General features: G+C 50.3%; 19 protein-coding genes. 11 read left to right on the forward strand and 8 right to left on the reverse strand.

Translation table 11 applies throughout. From position 1 onward, the window contains the following. Positions 1-24: 24 nt before the first annotated feature. Genes ACR0DX_RS06785 through ACR0DX_RS06795 form a run of 3 tightly spaced genes read right to left on the reverse strand, consistent with a single transcriptional unit; the run spans position 25 to position 5,202 of the window. On the reverse strand, positions 25-879 hold the full coding sequence (locus ACR0DX_RS06785; protein WP_480845571.1) for a phosphoadenosine phosphosulfate reductase domain-containing protein: 855 nt from the start codon (positions 877-879) through the stop codon (positions 25-27). Then, complete coding sequence (locus ACR0DX_RS06790; protein ID WP_170576969.1) at positions 879-4,241, reverse strand: ATP-binding protein; 3,363 nt, start codon at positions 4,239-4,241, stop codon at positions 879-881. The genes ACR0DX_RS06785 and ACR0DX_RS06790 overlap by 1 nt, the downstream gene beginning before the upstream one ends. 1 nt (position 4,242) lies before the next feature. Further along, complete coding sequence (locus ACR0DX_RS06795; protein ID WP_170576970.1) at positions 4,243-5,202, reverse strand: DUF4007 family protein; 960 nt, start codon at positions 5,200-5,202, stop codon at positions 4,243-4,245. 118 nt (positions 5,203-5,320) lie between these two features. Here ACR0DX_RS06795 and ACR0DX_RS06800 point away from each other — a divergent pair, with 118 nt between their 5' ends. After that, complete coding sequence (locus ACR0DX_RS06800; protein WP_170825379.1) at positions 5,321-6,544, forward strand: cysteine desulfurase family protein; 1,224 nt, start codon at positions 5,321-5,323, stop codon at positions 6,542-6,544. Between the two features lie 407 nt (positions 6,545-6,951). Further along, positions 6,952-9,054 (forward strand): AAA family ATPase, encoded by a 2,103-nt coding sequence (locus ACR0DX_RS06805; protein WP_480845574.1) that lies wholly within the window; start codon positions 6,952-6,954, stop codon positions 9,052-9,054. Between the two features lie 616 nt (positions 9,055-9,670). On the opposite strand, the gene ACR0DX_RS06810 is transcribed toward ACR0DX_RS06805, so the two are convergent. After that, positions 9,671-10,078, reverse strand: a complete 408-nt coding sequence (locus tag ACR0DX_RS06810; RefSeq protein ID WP_170576973.1) for a hypothetical protein — start codon at positions 10,076-10,078, stop codon at positions 9,671-9,673. 166 nt (positions 10,079-10,244) lie between these two features. Here ACR0DX_RS06810 and ACR0DX_RS06815 point away from each other — a divergent pair, with 166 nt between their 5' ends. Further along, a complete protein-coding gene (locus ACR0DX_RS06815) occupies positions 10,245-10,664 on the forward strand; it encodes a hypothetical protein (RefSeq protein ID WP_170576974.1) in 420 nt (139 codons plus the stop codon). Between the two features lie 68 nt (positions 10,665-10,732). Here ACR0DX_RS06815 and ACR0DX_RS06820 read toward each other — a convergent pair whose 3' ends face one another. Then, on the reverse strand, positions 10,733-10,882 hold the full coding sequence (locus ACR0DX_RS06820) for a hypothetical protein (RefSeq protein WP_281995659.1): 150 nt from the start codon (positions 10,880-10,882) through the stop codon (positions 10,733-10,735). A 551-nt stretch (positions 10,883-11,433) separates the two neighbouring features. On the opposite strand from ACR0DX_RS06820, the gene ACR0DX_RS06825 reads away from it, so the two are divergent. Together ACR0DX_RS06825 and ACR0DX_RS06830 are read left to right on the forward strand one after the other, a co-directional pair. Then, a complete protein-coding gene (locus ACR0DX_RS06825) occupies positions 11,434-11,607 on the forward strand; it encodes a hypothetical protein (protein WP_480845578.1) in 174 nt (57 codons plus the stop codon). Between the two features lie 43 nt (positions 11,608-11,650). Continuing rightward, positions 11,651-11,950, forward strand: coding sequence for a hypothetical protein (locus ACR0DX_RS06830; protein ID WP_170576975.1), 300 nt, complete (start codon positions 11,651-11,653; stop codon positions 11,948-11,950). Positions 11,951-12,192: 242 nt separating this feature from the next. Here ACR0DX_RS06830 and ACR0DX_RS06835 read toward each other — a convergent pair whose 3' ends face one another. Further along, the gene (locus tag ACR0DX_RS06835) at positions 12,193-12,486 is read right to left on the reverse strand and encodes a hypothetical protein (protein ID WP_170576976.1); all 294 of its coding nucleotides are present in this window, start codon (positions 12,484-12,486) and stop codon (positions 12,193-12,195) included. A 10-nt stretch (positions 12,487-12,496) separates the two neighbouring features. Next, positions 12,497-13,180 (reverse strand): ParA family protein, encoded by a 684-nt coding sequence (locus ACR0DX_RS06840; RefSeq protein WP_170576977.1) that lies wholly within the window; start codon positions 13,178-13,180, stop codon positions 12,497-12,499. A gap of 418 nt (positions 13,181-13,598) precedes the next feature. Between ACR0DX_RS06840 and ACR0DX_RS06845 the strand changes: the two genes are divergently transcribed. From ACR0DX_RS06845 to ACR0DX_RS06855, 3 genes are all read left to right on the forward strand, one after another. After that, a complete protein-coding gene (locus ACR0DX_RS06845; protein ID WP_480845581.1) occupies positions 13,599-16,901 on the forward strand; it encodes a hypothetical protein in 3,303 nt (1,100 codons plus the stop codon). 475 nt (positions 16,902-17,376) lie between these two features. Beyond that, positions 17,377-20,436, forward strand: a complete 3,060-nt coding sequence (locus ACR0DX_RS06850; protein ID WP_170353246.1) for a helicase-related protein — start codon at positions 17,377-17,379, stop codon at positions 20,434-20,436. Continuing rightward, the gene (locus ACR0DX_RS06855) at positions 20,433-22,169 is read left to right on the forward strand and encodes a hypothetical protein (protein WP_170576979.1); all 1,737 of its coding nucleotides are present in this window, start codon (positions 20,433-20,435) and stop codon (positions 22,167-22,169) included. The genes ACR0DX_RS06850 and ACR0DX_RS06855 overlap by 4 nt, the downstream gene beginning before the upstream one ends. 129 nt (positions 22,170-22,298) lie before the next feature. Here the strand turns inward: ACR0DX_RS06855 and ACR0DX_RS06860 are convergent, their stop codons facing one another. Next, positions 22,299-22,928: a recombinase family protein gene (locus ACR0DX_RS06860; RefSeq protein ID WP_170576980.1), complete on the reverse strand. Its 630-nt coding sequence runs from the start codon at positions 22,926-22,928 to the stop codon at positions 22,299-22,301. A gap of 108 nt (positions 22,929-23,036) precedes the next feature. Here ACR0DX_RS06860 and ACR0DX_RS06865 point away from each other — a divergent pair, with 108 nt between their 5' ends. From ACR0DX_RS06865 to ACR0DX_RS06875, 3 genes are all read left to right on the forward strand, one after another. Then, the gene (locus ACR0DX_RS06865; protein WP_170567941.1) at positions 23,037-24,836 is read left to right on the forward strand and encodes an inositol monophosphatase family protein; all 1,800 of its coding nucleotides are present in this window, start codon (positions 23,037-23,039) and stop codon (positions 24,834-24,836) included. A 39-nt stretch (positions 24,837-24,875) separates the two neighbouring features. After that, positions 24,876-25,130: a hypothetical protein gene (locus tag ACR0DX_RS06870; protein ID WP_170576981.1), complete on the forward strand. Its 255-nt coding sequence runs from the start codon at positions 24,876-24,878 to the stop codon at positions 25,128-25,130. 219 nt (positions 25,131-25,349) lie between these two features. After that, positions 25,350-26,822, forward strand: a complete 1,473-nt coding sequence (locus ACR0DX_RS06875; RefSeq protein ID WP_480845584.1) for a DUF2779 domain-containing protein — start codon at positions 25,350-25,352, stop codon at positions 26,820-26,822. The last annotated feature ends 166 nt before the right edge of the window (positions 26,823-26,988 follow it).

Consider the following 26,988-nt stretch of genomic DNA (forward strand, 5'->3'; position numbering starts at 1 on the left):
GGTTATCCACTAATTAAGGCACGCCTATTTGTGGCAAGCCAAGCAAACCTTTGATTGGCCGTACAACTCATCTATGTCGACGGCCTCGTCTTCGTCTCGAAGCGGGTTTGACGGACGTCGAGAAATCGCGCGTGCAACCCTAGCGTCATGATCTCTTTTGATCTCCTCGACACGTTCAGGTTTAACTAGTTCGTCCAATGACTCTTTCTCACACCAAGTAAACGGGCTGCCGTGTTCAATAGCGTTTTTTTCATAGGCCTTGGCGGCTTCGAAGGCCTCCGGGTGGCGTTCTGCTAACCGAACCCATTCTATTTTCTGCTGAAAAAAACAGAATGTACAACCACTTCGAGAACGCCATTGATAATATTCTGGCAAACCTAAGCCGGCTCCATCCAGCAAATCATGCACGCCCTGTTTATCAACCCCAACGTCCTTGAATGGCAAGCGAACGATCAGCTTGTCATGTTTTGACGTATAACCGTCTCGGTAAGTCTCATCGGCGCGAATGGCTACATAACTATAGACGGTATACTCCTTTCTAAGGTAAGCCTTGATCCATTCTTCAAATGGCTTGAGCTTTAACTGTCGAGTGCACCAACGCGTTTGGGCGGACGGCAAAAAGTTGTTGTACTGTTTTAGCCAAAAATCAAAGTCGCGATCTGGGTTTAGGCGCAAAATTGGTTTACCCAGGAAACCTTCTAGTTTCCCCAGGTATTCATAGACTTCAGGAAGCTCCTGCCCGGTGTCGGTGAAGAAGTATTCGATATCCAGCTCGGGATGATGTTGGCGCATGAACACAGCGAGAGCTGCACTGTCGCGACCGCCGGAAAGGCCTAGCACATGCATCACCTTCGTTTCATTTTTATTTGCATCTAGCATTAAACTAGCTCCCGTTCCGTCTCATCTTCAAGAATTCGTTGTGCCGCTACATGCGCTAGCGCAGCTAAAACGACTTCGCGGTCTAGATCGTGCAAGTTCTCCAATGTCGCTTGTAGAGTATCTGCAATTTCTTCGGCGCGAAGCCTGTCTTCATCAGTTATCATGAACTCGTGGGCGACTGGCGCCCTATTTTCTTCCGAGCCAACGATGACTGATATCGCGTGTCGCTTAGGTTGACGTCCTTTAACGAAAACATATGCCTCGTTTCGCACAAATTCTTGTGCAAGCTTGGCAATTTCAAGCCTCGCCCTTTCGAGGTCTCGATCTGTCCAGTCTCTTGTCGGTTTGTTTGCCGCTAGGCTAGCTATCCCTTCAAGGGACGACAGCGAACCGTCATATTCGCGTATACGGCCTGAGAAAGCATCCAGCCGAAAATCGCCGCCTACACTCTGCACGAGTTCTGCGCGGGCCGTTAGTTCAACAAGTGACTGTGCAGAACTGTTAGGCACTTTTAATTCGGATAACATGAGTTCTGAAAAGCGGCCCATCATAGTTTCATAGGCCGATGAAAGCTCTGTAAGTCCCTCCCTGAGGGCGTTCGAAACACTCTGAGTGATTATTGACGACGTAAGCTCAACGCCAGTAAACAATGCTGGAATATCATCAAAAAGAAACTTGTTCGGGTCATTTGCATGTTTAAATAGGTCTCGAACTTTAGCCGCATTACCAGACAACTGTAGAGTTCGTTTCGTCCAAGGATGCAATTTGTCGAAGACCGCGATCAAACCTCGGGCCACATCGATTGGGGTTAAGTTCTCCAAATGGTTCTCTTCGTCTAGGTCCCGAACAATTTCTGCCATGGACGATAGCAAATCTCGGGACAGCTCTCCGAGATCCAGCCATCTCACTTGAATATCACTCGGGTCTTTGGCGAGGATTTCGACATCTACATCTTTAAACCGTGCTTGAAACACGCCTTCACGATACACCGATACGTGTTCACCACGTGAAAGTATGAACGCCACTATCAAAACCGGCATCAAACCTGGTTTCACTCCGAATGGTGGCGCTTTCCAGATCTCGTAGATTTCACTGATTGGAACCGTACGATCTGCATGCTCCTGTAAGTAGGCAGATGCGGCGTGCCATAGTGGGGACAAACAAAACGGATCTTTTTTGGAGTTTGGAATTGCAAACCCGAAGCCGGTTTTTCGTTTAACGTGTAGGCCGGTTGCCTCAAGAACAGAAGCATAAAGTCCTCCCTCTGCAGGGTATCCTTCGATCCCCAGCCGACTTTCATCACTATTCCCGACCATGCGGCGAAGGAGGATGTTTTGCGCCGCAACGGCGTTAGCGGACGGGCGTGTTCTATTTAGCATCTCACTTTGAATTCGAGGGCTCGAATTATACAGAGCGTCAGCGCACTCTGATGTGAACGCATTGATTTGGAGATCGCTAAGTTGTTTCTTCTCGCCGGTGGGAAGGAGCCAAGTAGTAGCTGAAACTGCGCGTTTCAATTCCAACTGAAGCTGCCCTTCGAGCATGCCATGACGCGCTGCGATCTCCCGTTGCGCAACTTGATCTCCTGCTAGGTCGGGATGTTCCAGCTGCACCAATTCCAGCGCCGCCAATTCCTTAGCCAACTGAACAACTGGCATGGAAGGAGGTGTGAAGCCAGTTACAATAAGGGTAGACCCGCTTTCGGTTGAAACGTCGGCGCATGCCGCTTCCAAGTCTGCTTGGCTTTCTCCGGCTGTCGGAATCGCGAGCAAGAAGTCGCCAAAGACTCCTATTCTGTTATCTTTCCTCGCTGAGGCGTCTTTTAATTGGTTCGCAGGAACAAGGGAGAAGTCCATCCAACGCAATGCTCCGGTTTCGTGGTAGTGGCGCTTGGCTAGAACTGGTTGCAATCCTGCCAATCGCTGAAGTGCGCCAAAGTCGACATTGTCGATTTGATCTGCCGCTGAACGGATTGCGTCATCAATATCAAAGTCACTACCTGCGTAAATCACAAAGGCATTGTTAAACCGACGGTAGACAACCAAAGACCAGGATTGAAGTTGTGCTAAAGCGTCCGCTACTTGGCGCTTAGAAACACCTACAATGCACGTTTCAAGTATTTTTGTTGTAGCCAATAGCCCAGATCGCTCTTTGAAAAGGTCAATTAGCGCAATCGTTTTTAAAAGCCGAAGGTGAGTATCCACTCCTCCAAGTCCTTCACATCGCTCAATTGCCTCACAGGCAATTGCCCACCGATGCCCATCGGGTGAGGAAAGAATTGTCGGCTCTAAGTTAGCACGCAAATAATCCCAGAGGCTAAACGGCTGGTAGATCGCTCCGTCTGGTGCGTGTTTTAAGAAATTTTGAAAAGCATAACTCTCTGCTGAGTTCAGGAACGCGAAAATACTACGCTGGTTTTGCCCAAACCGTCTTCGTGAGATCGGTCCCAGCAAACAAGCAACGACCGGATGCAAAGGCAGACATTCCTCAAGTGTCGTTGAGAAGCCCTCACTTAGACTTGGTTTGTGCTTGCGGACTTCTTTGGCGATAGCTTTCGCTAGACGCCCAGGTTGATCTGCTTGATTTTCATTTTCAATAGCGCGAGCGATGATTTCAACTTGCTCTTCGCCAGCCGCGTTTACAGCAAAATCAGAAAAGCGTCCTTGGATCTTAGTCCACTCGTCCCGTGCTTCACGCGATAAGCGACCAGCGTATTCTTCAAAGGCCTGGTGCAATATCCCAATGACAATAAAACGGCCCTCGCTCCTCGAAGCGGCTTCCGCCAACAACTGAAAAAGGTATACGTCCTCACCGTCGGAAGCCGCGGCCTCCAAAAACTTACCCATTTCATCGATAACAAGTAACACTCCACCTTCATCAGGGTCTTCTTGCGCGCGACTTGCGAGTATTTCAACGAGATCGGCATCCGATAGGCTATTTAAATCTGTTTGAAATTGCATCCCTTCGCGGAGTAGAGCCTCGGCAATTACTTCCCGCGGAGACGCTCGGCGCCCAACGATTGGAAATGTCATCCAGCCTTTCCGATTTGGAGGCAGAAGCGAGTGAACTTGCGCCGCCACGTCTCTTCCGAAGGCGGAGATGGCTAGTTTTTGCAGCGAAGTATCGCTGCTCAGAAGTGCGGAAAATGCAACTGCTAGGCTGGATTTTCCGCTACCGAAAGGCCCGGTCCATGTAAATGCCCCCTGTCCAACCTCGGCAACGCTATTTGCAGTGGCGATGATCGTTTCGGCAGAGGACCTCGGGCAAATAAATCCCTTTAACGCATTGACATCTGCTGCATCTGCATCGATGCGGATCGCCCGTTGGAAACGTCGCGCAATTTTTACAGTATTGGACAACATATCAAGCGACCTCCCGTACATCTTCGCGTTTGGCCGTTGATTTCAACCGCTCCAAAAACTCAGCGGGTTCAATTGGTTTTGCGCGAATGATTTGCTTCAAACCAGCCGTTTCGGACCAGCGAAATGCGCCGCCGGTCACGTCTGCAATGCTCTCTAACCGGTTGAGGATGCTTTCTTCGTCTAGTAGGAAAACACGCCCCGGAGACCCCGGTTCATGGGCTATTACTTCTAGCGAAAGCGTATTCGCTGACGAATAACGCGACCAAAAATCCGCAATAGAGTAGGCAAGAACACTATTTGACAAAGATGGTTTGGGACCTCGCCGAAACCTAAATCCATCTCTACGCCCCTCGGGTACAATCAACTCCAACTCAGACAGCGGAGATTCAATTGCATCTTCAAGGGATCGTTTGGCTGTAACTCCCTTCACCACATAAGTGCGCACGAAACACTCGACGTCTCGCTTTACTGTCTGCGGCGCCGTACGCTTCCAATTCCGCTCTTGAGCGAGCCGAACTAAACTAGATGTTAGTGCATCACGATCAAAACTTAACCTGGGGAAGTGATTGAACGCCCAATACCAAGTTGTTTTCTGAGGATTTCCTGCCAATTGCCAGTGTACCAGCCAAAGACTATCAGCACGCTCTAGATAGGGGTCGAACCCATTCTTGGAAAACAAAAAATCCCCAAAGCGACCAACTTCAAGTTCGCTCGAATTACTACCTTCTACAAGAACGCCAACAGCTTCGGCCCAATGCCGCATGGATGAGACCATATTTTTCCCCACCCCAAATTGCGCAATCGCGTCTTCACTCAAAAAAACCGTCCGGCCGGATAAATTCGCATCTCGCATATTAACAGCATCATAAGCCTTTTTGAGCCACCCGTAGCGAAGTGGAAAAGTTTCATGACCGGTAAGTTGTGGGCGATAATCGTCTGCAAAAAGCGGGCCGCGCGGCATGGTTTAAGGCTCCTGGAGGGTGCATCCAGGTTGAATATACGATACGAAATATAGTAGCGTCAAACCGAAACCTGGAAGCATCTTCCAGGGAAAAGAACCTTCTTAAGAGGATTTGCGGATGAGCTATCAGTCCCATAAGCCATTGTTAAGCGGAGGTAAAATCCAAGGCCTATTTTTTGACTACAACTCCACGACCCCGTTGGATCGAGACGTTGCTCAAGAAATGAGTCTATATCTTGATTCTTGCCAAGGCAACCCGCATTCGTCGGATCATGCCTTTGGCTGGGAGGCGACGCAAGCAATTCAAACAGCTCGAGAGAGGCTATCTAAATGGGTCGGATGTGACCCAAGCGAAATTGTTTTTACATCAGGTGCGACCGAAGCCAACAACCTCGCTATTCTAGGGGCAGCAATCGCCGCAAAAGGTTCTGGCCGCAACAAAATCATCGTCGGTGCAAGTGAGCACAAATGCGTCTTGGCCGCCGCTCGAGCAGCGCGAGAACTATTTGGCTGTGAAATTTTCATTGCGCCCGTTGATAGAGAAGGATTTGTAGACGCAGATGTCTTGGCGAATCTCTTGGATGAGAGAACCCTGCTTGCTTCGTTGATGTCGGCAAACAATGAAATTGGTACGATCCAAGACTTGCAATCTATCGGAGCACTTTGTCGGGAAAATGGAGCGCTATTACATTCTGACGCGGCGCAACTAGGATTTATGTCGACTACAGGTGACTTTATTCGAGAGGCTGATCTAGTGAGTTTCTCAGCGCACAAAATCTATGGTCCAAAGGGGATTGGTGCGCTTATGGTCCGGCATGATGTACGGGACAAATTGCAACCAATTATCTATGGTGGCGGGCAGGAAGGCGGGCTGAGATCCGGAACACTTCCAACTCAACTCTGTGTTGGTTTCGGTAAAGCCGCAGAAGTAACTCAGGACTTCGCCGATAAGGGTGTCGAAAATACGCTTCGAGTTCTGGCTCGAAACTTTTTCAATCTTCTTCAGGCGGGTCCAACGGCAGTTAGTCTCAATGGGCCTGACATAGGTAAATGTCGTCACCCAGGTAACTTAAGCTTAACGTTTGACGGTATTTCTGCTGAAGATTTCATTGCCCGCCTTCAACCGAGACTAGCCGTATCGTCTGGCTCTGCCTGCACAACCGGCATACCTGAGCCGTCTCACGTTCTTAGGGCAATTGGGCTCAACGGTGACGAAGCAAGCGCGACGATCCGTGTGGGTTTGGGGCGACATACGAGTCAAGAGGATATAGAACTAGCCGCCAACATTTTATTGGAAACACTGGCTTCAATCGGAGAGGAAGAGGGGTTGTCGTTTGTTTGACGCAAGTTAGAAACAAGCAATTTAGGCGACGGTTATGCTTTGACTTAGTAACGGTGAATAGCGTGCTATCGCGTCTGCCAACAGTCAACTACAAGCTCGGTTGAAAACGTTAATCTCATATTAACCTGTTTCTGGCACCATGTCCGGGTCTCTAATCAATGAGACAAAATTTTGGATAAAAATCCAGAAGCTTGAGCCATGACGGAGGTAGTTGATCGGGTTTTGTGCTCGTTGGTAAGCGACGCTAACCTGCTGATCCGAAATTGGAAATATCGATGACTTTTGTTGTGAAACAACCTGAACTGTTCAGTCGCGCCAGCGTGCGGCTGATATCGCTTGGATAGTCCCTGGTCGTAGTTCGACCGTTCCAAGCTGCTTCAGATTGAATCCGACAAAAGGGGTGCTCGATGCCACGAGGATCTAAGACTTCTTCCAGTTTTCTAAGACAACTCAACACCTGGTTCGATGACGCGCTGCGTGAACTATGCTCTACCGATTTTCAAGAAAATGCTTGGGGCGCAGATGAGGGAAAAGCGGGTGTGGGGACGAAGTGGTTCGCTTGCTCACCAAAACTCGATATCCACTCTGCGGCAGCTTTGATCCGGCTGTTTGCAAGCTTCCCCGAGGACCAAAAGACCGTCATCGAAAGCTTGTATGCCCCATATGGTTTCACCGTCGTTGAAACCGGTGATCCGGCATGGGTTGAGCATGTCGAGGACGCTTTCGAACGCGGCCTCATGCCGGCAACAAAAAAAGCTCAGAAACACCTTCCAAAGATCAGCCTTGTTACTCGGAATTCTAGGACCTATTCATCGCGCCGGGCCAAAGGAAAAGATGAGTTTGAGAAAAACTTGTCTGATCGCATGGCGGAGTCACGGCCGTTCCTGTGCATTGTCGAGTGTTTGGAGGAAATTCCTGAAACAATCCGACAGGCGGCAACACAAGTTGTGCGGCTAGCGGAAATCTCTCCGCAAATCGTTCTAAAACTTCATCAGGTACTGCACCGTCCATGTTGCAACCCGGACATGCAACCGATCCTTGACCAACTGCCTCAAGCACAGGAGTTGCAGTGTTTGACGCTGGAACAGCTGACCACCGCAGTGCGACAGACGAACACCAAGAAGATGGTGGAAGCGCTTGTTCGATTTGCCGATGACAACTCGGTTACGGCCGATAAGTCAGCGCTTGACGCAGTAAAGGGCTTGGGTTCGACCAAAGCGGTTCTGAAGCAACTGTCTGTCGACATTCAAACATGGAGAGGCGGTCAATTGGATTGGTCGGAAATTCCCAGGGGTGTTCTCATGTTTGGCGCCCCGGGCACAGGTAAGACTTTTGCCGCTTCAAAGCTGGCCAGTCAGATCGGTGCGCACTTCATTGCGACGAGCTACGCCGACTGGCAGCAACATGGCCACCTGGGCGATTTTTTGGCGGCAATGAACAAGTCCTTCGATGAAGCGCGCAGAAGGTCGCCGACGGTACTGTTCATTGATGAAATCGACTCTTTTGAAGATCGTGCAACCGCAAGCGGTGAGAACGCAAACTATACCAGATCGGCGCTCAATGGCCTGCTTGGAGCAATGGATAAAGCCAATCAGCGTCAAGGTGTCCTGGTTGTCGGGGCGTGTAACCATCCAGAAAAACTGGATGCAGCGTTAGTGCGCTCGGGGCGTTTTGATCTGAAAATTGAGATGTCGCAGCCCGGAAAAGACGCACTTGTCGACATTCTTCTAGACCATTGCGGCGATGAAATTACGCTGCGCACGATTGAGGACGTGGCTGCACATCTTATTGGCTGCACAGGCGCGGATGCGGCGGCGATTGTGCGACAAGCCCGCAGTTTGGCGAGATATAAAGGAGCCACGTTGGAAGATGCTCATCTGTGGGCCGCCGCGGAGAATATTGTGCCTGAGAGTTCGCAATCGGATTTGCTGCGGGCTGCTTATCATGAAGCGGGTCACATTATTGCAGGGAGCATTCTTGGGCTCGGCTTGCCTGATCGTGCCGAGATCCGAACTGGAGGTGGGGTTGTGTCCTTTGAGAACAAGAGCCCATTTCCATTGCTCGCTGAGCTTGAAGCGAAGCTGGCAATGCTTCTTGCAGGGCGCGAAGCGGAAATGGCTTTTCTTGGATCGGTTTCTACTGGCTCTGGCGGCGGTGCGCAAAGTGACCTTGCGCAAGCGACACTTCTTGCGACGCGCCTGGAAGAGATGTTTGGACTTGGCGCAAATCCTTTGCTGTGGCGGCCAGTCGAAGTGACGAACCTTAGTAACATCCTTCAGGATGAGCAAATTCGGTGCAACGTATTGGAACGTTTGGAAACGGCCAGTTCTCGGGCGAAGGACGTCATCGAAAAAAACCGAGCCGTCATCGAAAATTTGAGCGCTCTTCTGCTTGAGAAGCGCGAGATCTACAAAGCAGAGATCGAAACAGTTTTTCGCCAAAATGGGACACATGTCGCGTCCCACTCGGGAGCACTTTTTACCTCACCGGAGCTTATGCCGGTGGGGTGAGACGGACTGTTTTCTTCGTCTTGGGCGCGACCGATAGGTCTGTCTCGGATGATCGAAAAACTTGCGCCATGACTAAACTCTTCTAGCGCTTTCCAGTAAGGAGCAAGATCAAGGTTCGGCTGCTCCTTCTTCAAAGCTTCAAAAACCTGCTTGGTGAAACGCCCTGGCACAATAGGGTGGCCGAGCATCAATTCGGACATTCGGGACAACTTCTCGTCTCGGATTCGTGTGAAGGAACTGTTGAGTACTCTCAAACTGAGGGGGTCTGTCTCCGGTATCGCGAGATGCCAGTGAACATTTGTGCACTCCGTGGAAGCACGCGGTTTCACATGCCTGATCAGGCAAAGGCGTCTTACGCTGGAATCGGGTACTCGATACTCTTGGCAATATGCCTTGATCACTTGCACGAGCTGAGTGTGATCTAAACGGACTTGGGGTGCCAGAACCACGTGCCGTACGGAGAAAGCTTTTCCCGAGAGCTTCGAAATCTCACCCATGATTTGGATGTCATCGGGATGCCCGCAAAGCCAATCAACCCGCTCGTTTTCGCCCTTGGCGGCAACGTATTTGGCAATCTTGTTGGTATGACCGGTAGGGACACGAGATGTTTTGATGATCACGTGTTGCCTCCTATCACATGGATTTGGATGCCATGTAGGGAAGCAGATATCTTGGCCAGAGCGGCAGCAATGGCGAGGCATTCAGAAGGATCGTCATCAGCGCGCTTTAGGGTATGCGTGAGGTATCGAAGTTCTTTGCGCAAGTCCTGCAAAAGATCCAGAAAACAGATGGCGCGTTTTAGATCTTGCGAGATCGTTTTTTGAGTGCAACGCCGAGATGGTGGCCGCGTTTCCACTTCGTTTGAGAACCCGAGTGAACGCGCAAGCAGGACGCGAGCCTGCGAAGTAGGTGAGATACCATTTTCCTTGGCCCGTTCATCCAACAGGCTTTTCAAATCCGAGTTCAACCTAACTCCAATGAGTTCAGTTTGTCGGGTCTTTGAACTCCGGGCAGCTTTTCCCATCGCGTAAACTCCATTTGGCTAGCGGCACAACTTGTTGTCGGACGTCCGCATAGCCAGAAGTTTGGTAACGTCCTTGCAACAAACAACTCATCAACCACCGCGGGACAGGCCGTTGTTGCTTGCGTCCGCACATACATTTGCCATCGAGCAAATGAGGTTAAGCAATATGACAAAGACAGGATCTGCAAAGCTGTACCCAAATGGGATCCCCAATCACAATGAATGCTCTGCTTGGCTTGGCGTGCTGGATATTTGCGGCAAAAGATATCTTGTAACCGGGTTTGTTGAGATTTTTTCTCCATCCGACGCAGCACTTTTTTTGGAGATTCATGAAAGGCGCTCTGGTGTGCGAACCAGCCAAAAATCAAAGCTTGAGGTCTTTCACAACAGAACCGAGGAGAGCGAACCGCACCTTTTTGGAATCACAATAATCCACCAGCAACGCTTTGCGGTCGGATGTTGGATGTGCCGCGATACGAAAGGGAAAAGGTACTTTCTTTTGACTTTTTCTCTGATCGAGGAGCAGAGGCAGGTGCAGCCTGTCATTCGACGCCGACCGCGTATCAAGCCAGTTAGGCTGAAATAGTACGGTGTCGAAGGAGAGGCTGCACCTGCCTGGCTATATCAAAGTACGTACAGGGCATTTGGGGGTCCTTATGCATGTGGCAGGATGTGAAGCAGTTCGCCGAAAACAAGCAGAACATGAATGATAACTGCTGCGACATGAAGTTGGTGGTAGGCGGTTCGAATATACTCAAGCATGAGCATCTCCATTTGATTGTTATTGCGCAGTTCTTTTGACATGTCTAAAAATACATGTCAACAAAAAAACATCGTAACATATTGAAAATATTATATTTTTTTAAAGAGTTTTGCTTGAGGCCAGATATGAATTCGGAAGGCAAAAAAATAGAAAAGTGGAAAAGATAGAAATGAGAAACTGTAGAAAAGAGAAAATATAGAAAAGATAACCGGTGTTCGCCGATGAGCTCCGTTCAGAGCAGGTAGCTAAACCCGCCAATTTAGAAACTTGGGAAGAACCGTTGAAGACTCGCTTAGGCTACCCCCGGTTTACCCCCTTTTTTCCTTGGCGCGGAAAAAGGGGGGTAACCCCTTGGACTTCCCGACTTTCAATCTCGTCGAGCAATTACGGTTGATTCTCGACATTCAGGATAGAAATGCTTTGATGGAGTTTTTTGCTTTTTTTGACCACGCAGGTTGGGTGTAACCGGCGAGCAACTCGTCAATGGGCCTTCTCGAAGACTGGCAGTGGCATGTATGCTTGGATTAAGATCAGGGGCTAGAGGCCTAGACAATCCCTAAAGCGTTTGCAGGAGGGACGGCGTTGATGTTGAATGACAATTCTTGCTTTCAAAGACGATTTGGAACAGTTGGCGGCACTTTGCTCAATGGACTGCATCCGCTACAATGGAAAGCTGGTTGATGCTGAAGCTGCCGAAATGTTCCTGACGGTGTATCGGAGTAACTCAAGAAGGGTTGGTGCCGTTGATCTATGCAGGCTAGACTAATAATCGACCTGTCTACACAAAGGGTATTTTCCCGGAGCAATCAGTGAAGCTGAGTAAAGCAGCAAAGCATAGATCGAAGAGATCCAAGAAAAAGCAGGCAAGTGAACCTTGGTCCAAGCTCGACGAGTTTCGTCAGGCACGTAAAGTTGAGCGCAAAGCGAGAAAAGCCAAACTGAAGGCTATGTCGCCAGACGAAAAAAAAGCGTTCCTAGTCAAAGAATCAAGAGAAAAAGCCCAAGTTAAGAAAGAGAATAAAGCAATTGTTAGATCCATAACCAACCGCATGGACAAACAGGGAGCAGTCGTTGCCTCTAGCCCTAAACCTGAGGATCGCGACGAATGAATTTTGTTTCCAGTTTCCACCAGATTGTAGAAGTACTGCGCCTAAAAACGGCCAAAGTCGCTCGAGCTTTGAATGAACTTTAGTCACAGCTAGGAAACACGAACCGATAAGGAATGACGCTTACCTTGTGGCGGTTTGGGAGGCAGTTCACGCAATTCGCCGTAAAGACATCGTAATTGTTACCAGTGAAACTCATAAGCAACCACGCAAGCCTCCAGCCCAGAATGGGCCGGAGATCGAATTCACAAATCAAAATATTTATCGTTAGCGTTCAGAAAAGAGATTAGCGACAGTTCTAGAGCTCGGACAACTGTTAGCTCTTTAGCCTCGCGAAGTTCGTCCCATGCCGCATAAAGCGCTGGGTTCACATCTGAAGTAAACGTCTTTGTCCGAAGCGCTGCTCTTCGTCGACTCGGGCTCATTTGTGCCAGCTTCAGCTGTGACGGGGACACAGACGCCCCACGTTTGAAATTCATATCTGCTAATGTTTCTTCATGAATGTTCCCAATGTTTGGAACTCTTGTTTGGGTGCTCATCTGAATCTCCTTAGATATGTTCGGAAGTGGGTTTAGTGGCGCACAGGAGAATTTCGCGTGCTAGCGCCCTTGCATTGTCGAATGCGGACTTTGGCGAAGATCCTTGAAACGCTAGGGGTAGATCTATGTAGTCACCGCCCAGGCTCATCATGGCTTGAAAGACGGGTCGGGTCGCCAATTGTGTTTTCAACAGTGGCGCACCGGCTTCTTCAAGAATGGCCTTAATGGCGCCTGTGATCCGGAACTCTACTGCCCCAGGTTCTGTCTGGCTGAGCAATACACTGGCCGGAATTTTCTTACCCAGAACCTGGCTTTTCTGGCGTACTTGCTTGAGAACCTGCACAGCGCCCAGGGCATCCATCCTGCTCGCTCGGCATGGTACAACAACAAAGTCAGAGACCAAGATTGCATCGATCAAGCTGGCATCGTTTGAGCCTTCAACATCCACCAGTACAAAATTAGCTTCTACTGCCGCTTTAAAAATTGCGTCCGTCAAGTCCTCTTGGTCGACGGGGCGCACATCGATATTGCGGTTCAGCGGTTTCAGGTTCGCCCAACTGGAAATCCAGCGTTTTGGATCAGTGTCCAGAATGATTGAGGACAGGTCTAGCCTAGAGAATTCTTGTGAAATCAACGCGCAGATGGTTGATTTTCCACATCCGCCTTTTGGAGAAAGAAACGAAATAACAGGCACTTAAAAACTCCTTTTTCTTGCCTGGTTCCATATTGGCAGATCGACCTTTCTGAAAATTTAAAGATGCTTTGGAAAAGCAAGAATTCGGAGGCCAAGTCTTAGATTGGCTTTCTTTGTCTTGGGTTTGCGAGGATTGCCATGCCAAGACTTGGCAGTTTTAGGTTTGCCTTTCCAAGCCCTTCCCATCCTCGGGTAAGCCCTGGTGTTGTGTGAAGTTAACAAAACCTGAACGCCAGCCTTGACTCTCGGCTTTAGAAACCACCGCTAAACCAAAGGTCGGGACACTCCGCATGTCAGCAATTTCGCTGGCCAATGGATGAGAGCCCAATGGCAGGACCCGAGCAGTGTCAGTCAATTTGAGAATTTTCGCATTACGTAAACTGAACGCGCCTGGCTATGTGCTCCAGGAGAAACACCCATGGCAATTGATGCCGAGCGGACAACTAAGGTCGCCGCGAAAACTAATGTATTTAAAGTAACTGTCTTAGAGGCCAGCACCAACAAACCTCAAACGAAGGTGTTTCATCCAGGCGGGGTGGAGCGCAGCAGTCGAGCAAAACACTTCAAACCTCATGAAGCCGAAATCTCAGGGTTTGATGGTCTGGCAGCTTTGCTCGCAGAGCTGGCTCACGAGCCGTCCAAAGTGGTCGTGATGGGCTCAGTCACCGAGGCATGCCGCAATCAAAAGAAAATACGAAGATTGGCCAATCCACGTGACGGGCTGCCTGCGACGCTCGAAGACAGAGGCTCCTGTCTTTTACATTTCGATGTGGATGATCTCGTACGTCCCGACCATTTGGGATGGGAAGATCCGGCGGCCTTAGCGCAATGGGCCTGGAGCGAACTTTGTCGCAAAATACCTGTGCTGCAAGGCGTATCCGTAGTTTGGCAAGCGTCTTCTAGCGCGGCAGCCCCCGGGAAAGATGACTTGGCCAAGTTTCACTTCTGGTGCCTGGCAAACCGTCCTCTGTTTGCACACGAGCGTCGATTTTTGTTCGAACATGCCGGAAGTGACAAGTCTCTCGCGGGCATTGCTCAACCCAATTATACGGCCTTCCCGATCTTTCAGGGCGTATCTGATCCACTCGCAGGGTGCCCCAGATCAGGAGTGTTTAGAGGGTACAAAGATGCTGTCGATGCCTCAGTCATTGCCTTCCCAATCGAAGCCAAGAAAAGGCATGCCAATCCAAGGCAGTCCAATAGAAGAAACGACAAGGGTTCTCTTACCAAGTCTTCAAAAGGATGCACGTCGACATCCAATTTTGGACGACAGCAGTTGTCCAAGGCCTGCGAACGAATTGGGCTGAAGGGGGCATCCAACCCTCGGATTTTCGACGAAGTTCAACTCGTTGGCGGCTACGTAGCAGGTGGACACATTTCCTTCGACGAGGCTCGAGAAAGCCTTGTCGAAGCTGCGCGATCTGTTGGATACAAACGTGCGGACGAAGTAGTTGAGAACGGTCTCGAAACTGGCCTGGAGCGACCGCTCAGCCAAAGCGACATTAAAGTCGCGACAGTACCTTTCTATCCAGCTCCGACCCTCCATCGTGAAGAGGCCATCGCAAAGCATGCCCAGGTTTTGGAAGACTGGGGAAGACAAGCCTTGGCTTACCATGCCAAATCTTGGCAATTCACAGATGGCCCTCGACCTGTAACAGCGCCGCGTGTTCTTCTGTCCGGGGCGCAAGGCGTTGGGAAGACAGCGTTCCTCGTTGGCAGAGAGGGAGCGCCAGGCTTTCTTCACAAAACACATGGCCTGGTTTCACTGATGCTCTTGCCGGATCATGCAAAAGTTCAAGAAGCGCTCGACGACTATATCTTCAATGCGCCGGCTGGTACTCCCCTCGCGATAGGCCTACGTGGGCGGGGTCAGCCCGACCCAATGGAAAACGGGGTAAAAATGTGCCGGGTATTTGAGACAGCCCGGTACGTGTCGGCTCGAGGTTGGTCGGTTCGTTCATCACTGTGCAAACGATGTCCACATCAAGACACTTGCGGATATCTTCGCCAAGAGGCCGAGATCAAACGGGCTTTGAGGGAAAAGACCGGTCTAATTATCTTTGCCCCGCACGAATTTGGCTATTTGCCGCTGCCTGGTGAAGCGAAACCTGACCTTGTCATCTTTGATGAGCGCCCGAGAGATTTCGCCGTTGAAAGTGTAGATGTCACATTGGAAGAACTCGGGGACTTCATTCTTCCTGAGGCCCGGTCATTTTCGAAAGAACACGGCGTTACAATAGGAGTTGCTGCCGTTGTCGATGAGCATCCCGTTACCCGTGTTCAACGAGCCCTATTAAGTTCGCTTGGGCAGTCTGCCAGCGTGTCTCTAAGTGCACTCAGAGCCTCTGGCATAACGCCCATACTCCTCGAACAAGCTATCGCGGCACTCGAAGTCTATAACTCGAAATCGGTGTCAGTGGTTCTTCGAAAGACTCTGGGCTATGGCACTCAAACATGGAATATGCGGGACATTGCGCGCTTGCGCAATAGGCTGCAAAGACTGCCCGCCGAAGAAGCTCAGTCGCTTCAGTTTTTGCTCGAGTGCCTTCGCTCCGAAATCGATAATGGTCATGAAGAAGCCGTGGGCGTTTTCAAACAAGGCCCTGATTGGCGCGACCCAAAACGTGAGCCGAGCTTGACAGCTGTAAGGGTTAAGTCGCTTAAGCATGGAAACGACGTCCCCTTTCTGTATCTTGATGGCACGGCAGATCAAGATTTGTCTCGTATAGCTTTTGGGTCAGATCTTGAATGCCATCACCATCCGGTGGAGCGAAACGCCAAAATTACACAGGTATTAGGATGCAATTTTTCTAAGCGTCGACTGTGTCAGGAAAGCCAAGCTCGTCAAGGATTAAGCTCAAAGATCCTAGAAGAAAACCAAAGACTCAAAGCCTGGGTTGAACAAGTCATTGCGCGCAAGCCTGACGCCGCGGTGTTTGCAAACAAAAGTGTTCTCCAGTCACTCGACATTATCAACACCAAACGAGCAGGGCACTTTGGTGCTCTAAGGGGGCAGAACAGATGGGAGGGTTGCCCTTCAGCACTTGTAATTGGCCGTGAGCAACCGGCGAGCCAGGAAATCGAGCGCATCGCGCGAGGCTATGCTGCCGCTACAGGTGATGCCTTTCAAAGTGGGGAGTACACTAAAGTATCTAGAGGTATCCGGCTGAAAGGAGGGGTTTCGCCCTTAGAGGTCGTTGCACATCCCGATGCTTGGGGGGATAGGATTCTCAGGCAAATCCGGGAAATGGAGATTTTACAGGCGATGGATCGCATCCGGTTGATCCACAATGAATGTCCCAAAAACGTGTATCTGCTTTCACCTGTGGTGGTGGATGCCACTGTTGACCGCATTGAACAATGGCGGAGTTTCAAAAAGGGCGGCACACGGATCCAACGTGCCGTTCAATCCCATGATGTGATATTTCTTTCACCGACTGACTGTGCCAGGTTCATGCCGGATATCTGGGCTTCCAAACAGCTCGCTGCGCAAGACCTCGCCACCGCGAAAGAAATGTCAAAAGACCCATTTAGATTTATCTATGATGGGGGTTTTGACGGTAAGCGCCCCCGATATGTGACGTTTCGATTGAAAACCCAAAACGGACGTAAATCGCGGAAAAAGACAGCGTTGGTTTTCACCAAGGAAGAAGAGGCGCAAGCGCTGTTGGAAGCGCTGACTGGACCGTTGGCAGAGCTTAATCTTGTGGCGCGCGTGTAGGTCGGATTGTGTAGCAAAGGCAAACTTTTCTGCGCTTTCAAAGGGGCTATGAGGATGCTTTAGCGTCTCAGTTGCCATCAAGAGTTAGGCGGAGACCTAAGGACAAGAGTTCCAGTTTTTCGAGAAACAACTGGAACTATTCCAGGCCATTCAGAGTTTTGTTCCAATGCCATTAAAACGCCGTAAATTCTGGATTTCTAGAGAGCAGGATTGGTTGTTTTGGGTTTGCCAAAAAGCGCACTTTTGGCGGCTGCTCACAAATAACTGGCAGTCATTCGAAAGGAGCATTTTCATTAACAAACATATAGATAAGCAAGTGAAGCAATTGACTGGTGTCTGTGAAAGATAGCTGTCGAACCCAAACAACTGCTTTGCCTAAATTGAAGGCGTTGAAGACTGCCGAACAGAGAATTCCCTAAGTAGTCTACGCGACGGAATAGGAACAGACGCGCATTTTTGTTGAAGAGCCAGAACAATGAAGACCGACACAGACCTAAAGGTGAACGATTTTGTTAGATCGAAGGGGAACACCACATCTGTTGGGGTTATTCAGGAAATTCGTGAAAGAAACGGCAGAATGGCCGCAAGCGTTCGGTTCCCAAACGGAATTCGTCGGGTTCCTATCAAGCAGCTCGAGTTAGTTCCTCAGGAACCTGAGGACGCTGTCGAAATCGTCCGCAAAGGACAATTTTCTGGCCCAGCAAGTTTGCGCCAAAGGCTCGCCCACGTACGTTTATCGGGCAATTTGAGTGAAATCTTTTACTCGATGGAGAGCAGCGATACGGACTTTTACGCCCACCAGTTTAAGCCAGTGGTCAAGATTCTGGATTCACCTACTGGGAACCTTCTGATAGCGGACGAAGTCGGCCTGGGTAAGACAATCGAGGCCGGGTTAATTTGGACCGAACTTGCTGCGCGCTTTAAGTATAACAGGTTTTTGGTTGTTTGCCCGAAAGTGCTCTGTGAAAAATGGAGGCTAGAGCTTTCCACTAAGTTCGGAGTGGACGCAAGGATTTGCGATGCCGCGGGTCTCACCGAGCTACTCAGCTCTACTTTCCACCAAAAGAATGGGTTCGTGGCAATCTGCGGAATGCAGGGTATTAGACCGCGCCCAAAGGAGAAAAGGGGCAACAAACCAGCGGACAAACTGGCGGATCTGTTAGAGGACGGACAGGTCGTCGACAAACTGGTTGATTTGCTTGTCATCGATGAAGCGCATCACATGCGGAATGTCGGCACGCAGACGAACCGGCTGGGTGAACTCTTGTGTGGCACTGCTGTTCATACCGCTATGCTTTCCGCGACACCTCTAAACTTGCACAATCGTGATCTGCAAACCCTTCTGAGGTTTCTCGATGAGCTTACGTTTCGCGACGAACAAGCGCTCGAGCGAATTATCCGAGCGAACCAACCTTTGATTTCTGCGAGGGATGCAGTCCTGGCTGGAAAACCGAAAGAGGAACTGTCAGAAAAACTCGAAAAAGCTGCCCGCGACCCAATTCTGCGAAATACTTCAGCGCTGAAAAAGTTGCGGGAGGACGTGACGAGGCATTCGACGGAATTCGCTCCGGAACAACGTGCTCAGATCGCCAAACGCCTTGAGCGACTAAGCCCGCTGTCCAACGTTGTAAACAGAACGCGTAGACGCGACGTTGAAGAGTTCCGGGTAGAGCGCAAGGTGAGTGCCTACCGCTCGTCCATGACGCCAGACGAACGCAATGTCTATGACCGGATAACCGAGGAGATTCTCCGGTACGCGATGGACAATGATCTTCCCGTTGGGTTTCTGACGGTCATGCCGCAACGAATGCTGGCCTCTTCGCTTCCGGCAGCGCTTCATCACTGGAAGAGCAAAAGTGTTGTGACCGGCTTTGAAGATGAAGAAGACGTTGGAAATGAAGAAAATGACTCCAGGAAGCAGCCCCTGGCTCAACAGCTGTCCCGCGTCGTAAGTTCGCTTCCTTCTCCTGGTGAACTTGAAACGCAGGATACCAAATTCATCTCCTTTCTTGGTACTGTGAAGTCCCACCTTGATGACAACCCAGATCAAAAAATCGTTGTATTCTCGACTTTTAGGTCAACGCTCAAATATCTTCAGCGACGTTTGGAGGCGGAAGGTCTAAACACCTGTTTGCTTCACGGTGACACGGATGACCGAGTGGGAGTGCTTTCTACGTTCAAGACGTCAAAGGAAGCCCAAATCCTGCTCGCATCTGAAGTGGGTAGCGAAGGTATCGATCTTCAGTTTGCACGAACGCTGATCAACTACGATCTACCTTGGAACCCTATGCGTGTAGAACAAAGAATTGGTCGAATAGATCGCCTGGGGCAAACGTCTGAGACGATTTCTGTTATCAACCTTCTCCATAAGAACACCGTAGATGAGCGAATTTATCATCGCCTCCACGAACGTTTGGGGCTTTGCAAATCAGCTTTGGGTGGGTTCGAGGAAATCTTGGGGCAAGAGATTAATACCCTCGAAGCTGAAATACTCTCAAATCGTCTGACTGAAGAAGAACAAGAAAAGCGTTTAATCCAGGCAGAACAAGCCATCGCGAACAGAAGAGAAGAAGAGGACAAGCTGGAGCGTGAAGCAGCCTCCTTGATCGCTCATGGAGACTACATCCTAAAGTCTATCAATGAGTCTCAGGGCAACAAGAACTGGATTTCAGACGAAGACATAGTGAATTACCTGGAGTTTGCCTTGGGTAGCATCGACCCGGGCAGCGATATCCGGTGGGAAAAAACAGAAGGTTTGGTGCACGTTCGGCTTAGTGGAAACGGTCAATTTGACTTTGAAGAATGGTGCGTGGGAAACCGTCTTGAACCGGGACCTTTATCGAGGAATTCGCTACCAGTCACCTATCGTGTTGGCACTCAGTCTTCCTTGACCAGGCATGCTCGGTTGAGCCCATCGCATCCCTTGATCCGGTGGCTTTCATCTGCTCTTTCCGAAAAAGGCGGCCTTAATGCCAATGCGACGGCAGTTGCATTGGAGGAGTCGCAAGCGGCGGGTCTTAGCCCCGGAATGTATGTGGGAACCGTTCAGGCATGGCAGTATGGTTCGAGCTCGTCTTCGGTAATGCTCGCCTACTCAATGGCCGATGTTTCGGATGAGGAACTAATCTCAGCGGAACTTGCCGAGAAAGTCTTCAATAACTGTCTCGCACAGGCACAGAAGTGGCAGGGAGCGAGTGCAGACGTCGAGACGGATGATATCGCAGGAATCCTTGAGACCATTGTAGAGCCGGATCTCGAAGATCGGTTCTTTGAAGAAGCCGAGCGTCGGAAAGTAGAGATGGAGGACCGTATCTCAATTCAACTCGAGACACTGGAAGAGCACGCGATCAAACAAAGGGCTTCATTTGCCAAAATTATTGAGCAGTCGGGTCCTCGGTTAGAGGCTGCGAACAAGGCCAGACTAAAGAAGTTTGAAGAGTCCTTGAGTAAGCGCAAACGTCAAATCGAAAAACAAAGAATTGATGAGAGTTCCACGCTGCCAATTGGTTCGATTTTGTTGAGGGTGACTCCGTGAACAAAAGATTTAATCCATCACGTGGACGCAAAAAGAGCGACCAGTTGGGTAGTCTGGGAGAACAGCTGTTAGCTGCTGGAATATCCTTGCCTGAAGCGAGTGTTGGAAATTCCAGCAAGCGTCCAAAATCGAAAAGAAATCCAGTTGAATCTGAACGGCCACAAAAGGCTGAACGTATTGAGGGTGATGGAACAAAAGCAAAGGGCAAGAAAAAGGGCGGAAAATCGAAAAAAAGAAAAAATGGAAAACAAAGGCACCCCTTACTTGCGATAATGGACAGGCAAAATGAACGAAAGCAGCAGCAGGCTTCGAGCCCTAGAGTTGAAACTAGCAAGTCTTCTCAGGGACCAGTAACAGCAATTCCTGAACGACCATATTCGATCAAGAACGTTCAAGCTAGAATGAGGAAGCTTTCAAAAAGCCTGCAAAAAATGGGGCAAATCGAAAATATTCAGCCGTTTGCCTCTAATGGAATACAAGAAATCTCTGGTCGCTTCAGTTCTTTCCAATCCATGTGCCCATTGCTCGTCGAAGCAGACGAAGCTGATCTTGATCTGGTGCTTGGGTTTGACTTTGGGTCAACCAGCAGCAAGCTCGTTTTGCGTTTTCCATATGAGGAAGGGCTTGGCGCATTCGCCGTGCCGAGCATAGAGGACCTTTATGCGGATGCGCATCCTTATTATTGGGACACAAAGGTTTGGGAATGCACGAACGGAGCATTCAGCCTTACGCCTGAACCTGGCGCGTATTTGCACAATCATTTGAAAGTTTCGTTCTTGCGTGAAAACCATGTAGCAAAGTCGGGGCACTCTAAATCTCAAGTTGTTCTCACAGCCTACTTAGCAATGATGATACGTCAGGCTCTTGGATGGTTGTGGCAACGTTTGGAAAGAGCCCTGAACGGCAGAGCAATTGCCGTGTCGGCTAATTTCGGGTTCCCAGCTGAAACGGGTGGTTGCTCACCTCAGCTTGACGGCTTTACCCTATGTGCGAAAGCTGCTCTTGAGCTCGCCACTTCTGCGTCGAAAATTAGTGCGGAGAACGTGGAGACGACTCTAGAAAACGAAGCGCACAAAAACGCTAGCAAGAGCAGCGCTGTGCTTGTCGTACCGGAGTTTATCGGGGCGGTAATGGGGTATTTCCACTCGTCGCAAAAGAAAGACGGCCAATTCATGATCTGTGATTTTGGTGGGCTGACAGTTGATGCTGTTTGTTTTGGTTTTTTCCAATCATCAAACGGTGATCCAATGGTAAAAATCTACGGAAGCGCCGTTGCACCCTTTGGGGCCGAGATTGCAAGAAAAGTTGTTGAGCAGGGTGTCCCGAAGAGCAAACTCGCAACCGCGGTTGGCGGCTTCATTTGTGACCCAATAAAGGACTCATACCAAAAGACATCGTACAACGCGCCCGCTTGGGGCGGTAATATGCCATTGTTTGTAATTGGCGGCGGGCGTCATTACGACGGCTACGAAAGCTCTTTTTCAGAAGCGGAGCGCCTAATCAAAAACTCTTGGTTCAAAACAGAGTTCAAGCGGTTGGATTTAGATCTGCACGACGAACTGGACATATCGTTGGCGCGCGGTACGCAAAGTGATCGTTTGATGGTGGCTTGGGGGCTTTCCCACTCGGATTTGGATCTTCCTGAATGGCTCACACGTGGAGAGCTCAAAAACGGGCTAAAACCTCGAAAGAAGTACTTGGATGATTTTTTCGTTGGAAAAGAACAGACTTAGGTTCAAAGGAAACTTCTGAAAACACTTGTCGTGACTTGCAGCGGATTGGGTTTGAATTCCGGTTGCTTTTGGCAAATGAAACCTTTTTGGCCCAGGACTGTCTGTCAGGTTGATGGCGGTAAAAGCTTGCTAGAATCCCGAGCGGTGCTTTTTTAAAAATGCTCTGAGGTTGCTTTCGCTCCACGGCTTTCCTGTTGGCGAGGGAATTTTCTCCGAATTTAGTTGCTGCGCCAAAACATTCACGCTCAGGCCTGTTTTCTGAAGCTCCAAGCTTCTACGCAGCGCAAAAACTTCTCGTTCGTGCTTGGAACTCATCCAGTCCGAGTGCCTTTTACGCCAATCGCCAAAATGCTGGCCGGGATCGAAAGTCCATTCAGCAGACAGGAGCGGATCAGGCGGGATGCGAATAAATGGCATGTCAGTGTTTTCAAACCATTCGTCCATATACCCATTCCGACGCCAGTTCTGCACAACTGAAAAATCGACGACAAGAATGGTTGCTCTATTGGTTCGACACATGCGCTCAATGAAGTCCAGAGCTGATTGGATGTGTACGCTACCCCTGTCAGGCTCAATTTCGAGAAAAACCTCTTCATGGATGAGATTGTAGTCATGGTCTTTCGCGTATCGTCTGATCAGTTCCATTTGATAACGAATGGTTTTGCTGGCATTGGCCGCAGCTTCCAAATCTTTGGGCAGCTCCACAAACTGCGCCCATGTAACTGGTAGAGTCCAATAGAAACCTACAGCGTTTTCCATGCGTTACACTCCCATAATTCGAAATCCTCAAAATCCCGAGGGATCCAAATTCAGGTCTGGCGGTTGGTTAAGTTGGCGTCAATCGAAAGAATCCACGGAGACCCTTCTATGATCAATAAGACCGAAAACCCGATTTCTAAAAAACTGCCAGCAATCATCCAGTTGGTAAAAACGGCCGGTGCAATGATCCGAGCCGAGTTTCATCGACCAGAAGGGCCGCGCGGAACCCTTCACAAGGCCGCTGTCGACACCGAAGTTGAAGCCTTTCTGAAAACAAATCTGATGCGCCTTCAGCCAGCAAGCTGGCTTGGAGAAGAAACTGAAAGTTCGTTGATCGACGGGCCACTGACATGGGTGATTGATCCTCATGATGGTACAGCGGACTTCATGAAGGGCTTGCGCGGGTCCGCTGTGTCCGTGGCGCTGCTTGAAAACAATACGCCCATACTGGGCGTGGTGTATGCACCCACAGCTCCGGACGATGCGGGCGATCTGATAACGTGGGCAAAAGGAGCCGACCTGAAACGCAATGGAAAGGTTATCAATCCGGCCGCTTCCCACGATAAGCCAATTGTTGGATTAAATGCAGATGCAGCAGATTTTGCCCTGGCTAACCACGTTAGCCTCAAAGGGCTCCGTGTGCGCACACTGCCTAGCCCCGCCTACAGATTGGCGCTCGCCGCTGTAGGGGAACTCGACGCTGCCATGAGTTTGGTCGGTGGGTTGTCTTCTTGGGATATTGCTGGTGGACACGCCCTGATAAGTGGTGCTGGCAAGGTCATCGCACAGAGGAACGGAAGTCCTATCGACTACCGTCAAACCTCTTTCGATGGCGTTGTCGCAGGCGCGGAAGCTTTGGTACGCGGATTGTCCGGCGCCCAAATGACCGCGCACCCGAAATCCGCCCGCTGCCCTGCCGTTCCCTGCAAACGCACAAATCTGCCCGTTAGCCTCTCGCGTGCACATGGTGTCTTGTTGGGACAATTGGCAGGCGACGCGTTGGGGTCATTCGTGGAATTTCAGGAGGCAGAGACGATTGCCCGCAGGCATCCAGGTGGTGTCGACAGTCTTAAGGATGGCGGCACTTGGAACCTGATTGCTGGCCAACCCACAGATGACAGTGAAATGGCTTTGGCACTGGCCCGGAGCCTGTGCGCAATGGATCGTTTCGACAGAGATCACGTGGCGAATGCTTATTTCGAATGGCGGACGTCCCGACCCTTCGACATTGGAATGACAACCAGCAGTGCAATATCTGCGCTGGCACAAGGTGATCCCGTCGCCTCAGATAGCCAAGCAAACGGGGCATTGATGCGTGTGAGCCCTATTGGGGTCTTTGCAAGCGGAACGCCTGCGCTGGCCGCAGAGATCGCACGCCAAGACGCTTCTCTCACCCATCCGAATGAGGTGACCGTTGCTGCCAATGCTGCCTTTGCTGCGGCAGTATCTACGGGTGTGGCTGGAGGGAGCAAAGAAGACATGTGGTCGTCCGCTTATGCCAATGCGGGTCAGGATGAAGGCGCGGCTATTGTACGCGACCGGCTTCTGGCCGCACGAACGAAACGTCCCACCGAGTTCCAGCATCAAATGGGTTGGGTACTCACGGCGTTTCAGAACGCATTCTATTGCTTGATGGCCGAGCAATCGCTTCGGGATGCGGTGGTTGGAACTGTCGCTTGTGGCGGAGACACCGATACAAATGCTGCAATTTGCGGTGCTCTTGTCGGAGCGTTGCAGGGACGCGATGCCGTACCGCTGCAATGGCGGAATGCCGTTTTGACCTGTCGACCGGTTGTAGCGGATGGCATCCATCACCCACGACCCAAAACCTATTGGCCGGATGATGCACTAGACCTTGCTGAGGCTCTGTTAGTTGCAGGCGCGGCGGCCAACCAGGATGCAATTTGATTGCAAATCGCAATTGAGGAAAAGTTGGAGGATTGATCGATGAACGACTTCAAAAACTTGAACAAGCAGCGCCAGACTCTGCTGAAAATCAAAATAGATGGATTTATCGAAGCGGCCATTTTGGCCGCAAAAACAAATAACGTTGGTTTGAGCGAAGCAGTGTTTCTCACCACACAGGGTTTGATCAGGGAAATGGCGGCGCAGTCTATTGAGAAAGATAGGGCTCGAATCCTATTGGATGCTGCATTTAAGAGTGCCTTTCCCGAAAGCCGCGCGCGCGTTGCAACCCACTGAAGGCTTTTTTGCAGTCTAAAGAAATCACTGTTTTCCGCTGTGATGCGTAGCCGTCTCGAAAGCTAAGAAGAGCTTCGGTCGGCCGTTGGTGTGATTGAGTGCCATTTTCCTTCAGGAACAAGCGTGGTCGCGGTATCGCTCTGAAAACCCAAGCGTAGACAAATGAGGGTTATGGTGGTCGTTTATCTGTAGGACCCACTCTGGAATACAAATAACACGATGCTATCCAAATCAGATTACATGATGTTTCTCCGGCACCCCGCCTGGATATGGATCAAGAAACACGCCAGGCATCTGTTGCCGCCAATTGACCCTTCGTTGCAAGCACGCTTTGACGAGGGGCACGCGTTTGAGCCTTATGCAGAGGAGCTTTTTGGTGATCTCGTTCGCCTCGGTTTTTCAGATTTTTCAGAATACCAGGCTCTGCCCGCGCGTACTTTGGAGGCTTGGAGAAACGGTGCAAACGCCGTGGCACAGGGACGCTATGAAGATGGAACCATAACTTGCATCTCCGACATCGTGACCCGCAGTGACGATGGGTACGTTCTGACAGAGATCAAGAGCGGAACTTCTGCAAAGCCCGAACACGTTTTTGATCTCGCATTCCAACGTGTCGTGCTTGAAGCAGCCGGGTTCCCCATTACGCGCTGCGAAGTGGCACATGTGAACCGTGACTACGTCAGAAACGGCGAAATCAATCCTCAAGAGCTTGTCAGCATCACTGACATCACGGATGCGGTGACTGAGCAGCTCGAAAAAACGCGCACGCGTATCGATCAAGCATTGAGCGTCGTTGCCAGCGGTACGATGCCTGATCCGTCCCCCGAACGTGCGCGCCTTAAATCCTACGGTGAATGGCTGGACATTCGCGAAAAACTCGACCCACCTCTCGCGCAGGACAGCATCCATCGCCTTCCGTTCATGAATGCGGAAAAAGCCTCGGAACTCATCGCAGACGGGATCACAAAGATTGACGAGATCAGTGATCCATCTGTGTTGGGCAAGTCAACGCAGCGCTACTTGAGAGCTCTGGCGAACGGTGCACGCACTCTCGATCATCAGGAGTTGAGCAGGTTTCTGAGCGAGATTGCCTATCCGGTTTATTATTTTGACTACGAGACCTCTCAGAGTTTGCTACCACCCTGGGAAGGAACACGTCCCTATCAACAAGTCGCTTTCCAGTATTCCTTGCATATCCAGCATGAGCCTGGCGGAGAAATTGAGCACAGGGAGTATCTCCACCGTGACGCCAGCAATCCGATGCCAGCTTTGCTAGAAAGGCTACGCGAGGACATGGGAGACGTTGGCTCTGTAGTGGTTTGGTATGCTCCGTTCGAGAAATCGCGCAATAGGGAGATGGCGGAAACTTATCCAGAGCACGCAGAGTTTCTGGAAGACTTAAACGCCCGCGTAGTTGATTTGATGAAGCCGTTTGCGGATGAAGTGATCAACGATCCCGCGTTCAAGGGAAGCGCCTCTATCAAGGCCGTTCTTCCAGCGTTTTTGCCCGAACTTTCATACGATGATCTGGACATCAAAGAGGGGGCAAGCGCGTCTCGTCTTTGGAAGGACGTGACACTGACCCAACCGGACGATCCAGCGCGCGAGAAGGTCTACTCTGATCTTGTGGCGTATTGTACGCGCGACACTTGGGCGATGGTTGCAATTCATCAGGAGTTGCTGGCGATCTGAGGTTTAGGGACCATCGTTTATTTCCTCTCTGTAAGATGGTACGCATCCTCCACCAAGCGGCCAAACTCTCCATTTTGTCTGACGTCAGCGCCAATGGGACAGTTTAGGTCGATTTGATAAGAGAGGGTTTCTGGCTCATCGTAACCGCCAAGGAGTGGAGATGAGA

The organism is Ruegeria sp. D3 (assembly GCF_056534465.1).

What these genes read in the sequence shown, in the direction of transcription:
- ACR0DX_RS06835 (WP_170576976.1), bottom strand. Translation starts at nt 12,486, where the DNA reads ATGAGCACCCAAACAAGAGTTCCAAACATTGGGAACATTCATGAAGAA.
- ACR0DX_RS06870 (WP_170576981.1), top strand. Translation starts at nt 24,876, where the DNA reads ATGAACGACTTCAAAAACTTGAACAAGCAGCGCCAGACTCTGCTGAAA.
- ACR0DX_RS06865 (WP_170567941.1), top strand. Translation starts at nt 23,037, where the DNA reads ATGATCAATAAGACCGAAAACCCGATTTCTAAAAAACTGCCAGCAATC.
- ACR0DX_RS06875 (WP_480845584.1), top strand. Translation starts at nt 25,350, where the DNA reads ATGCTATCCAAATCAGATTACATGATGTTTCTCCGGCACCCCGCCTGG.
- ACR0DX_RS06850 (WP_170353246.1), top strand. Translation starts at nt 17,377, where the DNA reads ATGAAGACCGACACAGACCTAAAGGTGAACGATTTTGTTAGATCGAAG.
- ACR0DX_RS06790 (WP_170576969.1), bottom strand. Translation starts at nt 4,241, where the DNA reads ATGTTGTCCAATACTGTAAAAATTGCGCGACGTTTCCAACGGGCGATC.
- ACR0DX_RS06810 (WP_170576973.1), bottom strand. Translation starts at nt 10,078, where the DNA reads ATGGGAAAAGCTGCCCGGAGTTCAAAGACCCGACAAACTGAACTCATT.
- ACR0DX_RS06815 (WP_170576974.1), top strand. Translation starts at nt 10,245, where the DNA reads ATGACAAAGACAGGATCTGCAAAGCTGTACCCAAATGGGATCCCCAAT.
- ACR0DX_RS06820 (WP_281995659.1), bottom strand. Translation starts at nt 10,882, where the DNA reads ATGTCAAAAGAACTGCGCAATAACAATCAAATGGAGATGCTCATGCTT.
- ACR0DX_RS06825 (WP_480845578.1), top strand. Translation starts at nt 11,434, where the DNA reads ATGACAATTCTTGCTTTCAAAGACGATTTGGAACAGTTGGCGGCACTT.
- ACR0DX_RS06805 (WP_480845574.1), top strand. Translation starts at nt 6,952, where the DNA reads ATGCCACGAGGATCTAAGACTTCTTCCAGTTTTCTAAGACAACTCAAC.
- ACR0DX_RS06795 (WP_170576970.1), bottom strand. Translation starts at nt 5,202, where the DNA reads ATGCCGCGCGGCCCGCTTTTTGCAGACGATTATCGCCCACAACTTACC.
- ACR0DX_RS06800 (WP_170825379.1), top strand. Translation starts at nt 5,321, where the DNA reads ATGAGCTATCAGTCCCATAAGCCATTGTTAAGCGGAGGTAAAATCCAA.
- ACR0DX_RS06860 (WP_170576980.1), bottom strand. Translation starts at nt 22,928, where the DNA reads ATGGAAAACGCTGTAGGTTTCTATTGGACTCTACCAGTTACATGGGCG.
- ACR0DX_RS06845 (WP_480845581.1), top strand. Translation starts at nt 13,599, where the DNA reads ATGGCAATTGATGCCGAGCGGACAACTAAGGTCGCCGCGAAAACTAAT.
- ACR0DX_RS06785 (WP_480845571.1), bottom strand. Translation starts at nt 879, where the DNA reads ATGCTAGATGCAAATAAAAATGAAACGAAGGTGATGCATGTGCTAGGC.